The organism is Streptomyces sp. NPDC042336, from assembly GCF_055581985.1.
Genome location: NZ_JBVJEA010000105.1, coordinates 1 through 487 on the forward strand (window position 1 = coordinate 1; position 487 = coordinate 487).

The window sequence follows — 487 nt, forward strand, 5'->3', positions numbered from 1 at the left end:
AGATGTACGGCCGCGCGAGCTTCCCCCTCCTCCGCCACCGCATCCTCCTGGGCTGACCACACCCTCCGTCACCACCGACTACGGAACAGACCCGAACGTCTTACAGTCCCCCAGGGGTGAACCCGATGGTCTGTTCGTGCGTTGTGGAGAGAGAGGTAGTGTCCGTGTTTCATCTGGGAGATTTTTGTGGCGTATACGGATAGTGAACTGGCTGCTGCGATCGAGGCAGAGATCTTCGAGCAGCATCCCGACGGGCGGCCTGTCCTGCCATCGTCGAGTGGCAGCCTGGGGAACCGTCTGCACAGTTCGATAGTTAGGGACGAGCTGATTAAAAACGCGTTGGGACCGATGGCGCAGGCGGCTTTGAGTCGAAAAGGCTTTACTCTTGCGACCGACATTAACGGCTCGAGGGTGGGGTTGCATCGATCCACACACAAGCACAGTCAATTGAAGGTTGCTGCTCGCGCCGGCGCCGGCTATAGCCTGG

1 protein-coding gene is annotated in these 487 nt (G+C 59.3%); it reads left to right on the plus strand.

Annotated features, from left to right (window positions below; all coding sequences use genetic code 11):
- Positions 1-186: 186 nt before the first annotated feature.
- Positions 187-487: hypothetical protein (locus tag ACZ6IM_RS42625; RefSeq protein WP_469564641.1), on the plus strand; the 301-nt coding region annotated here is incomplete at its 3' end.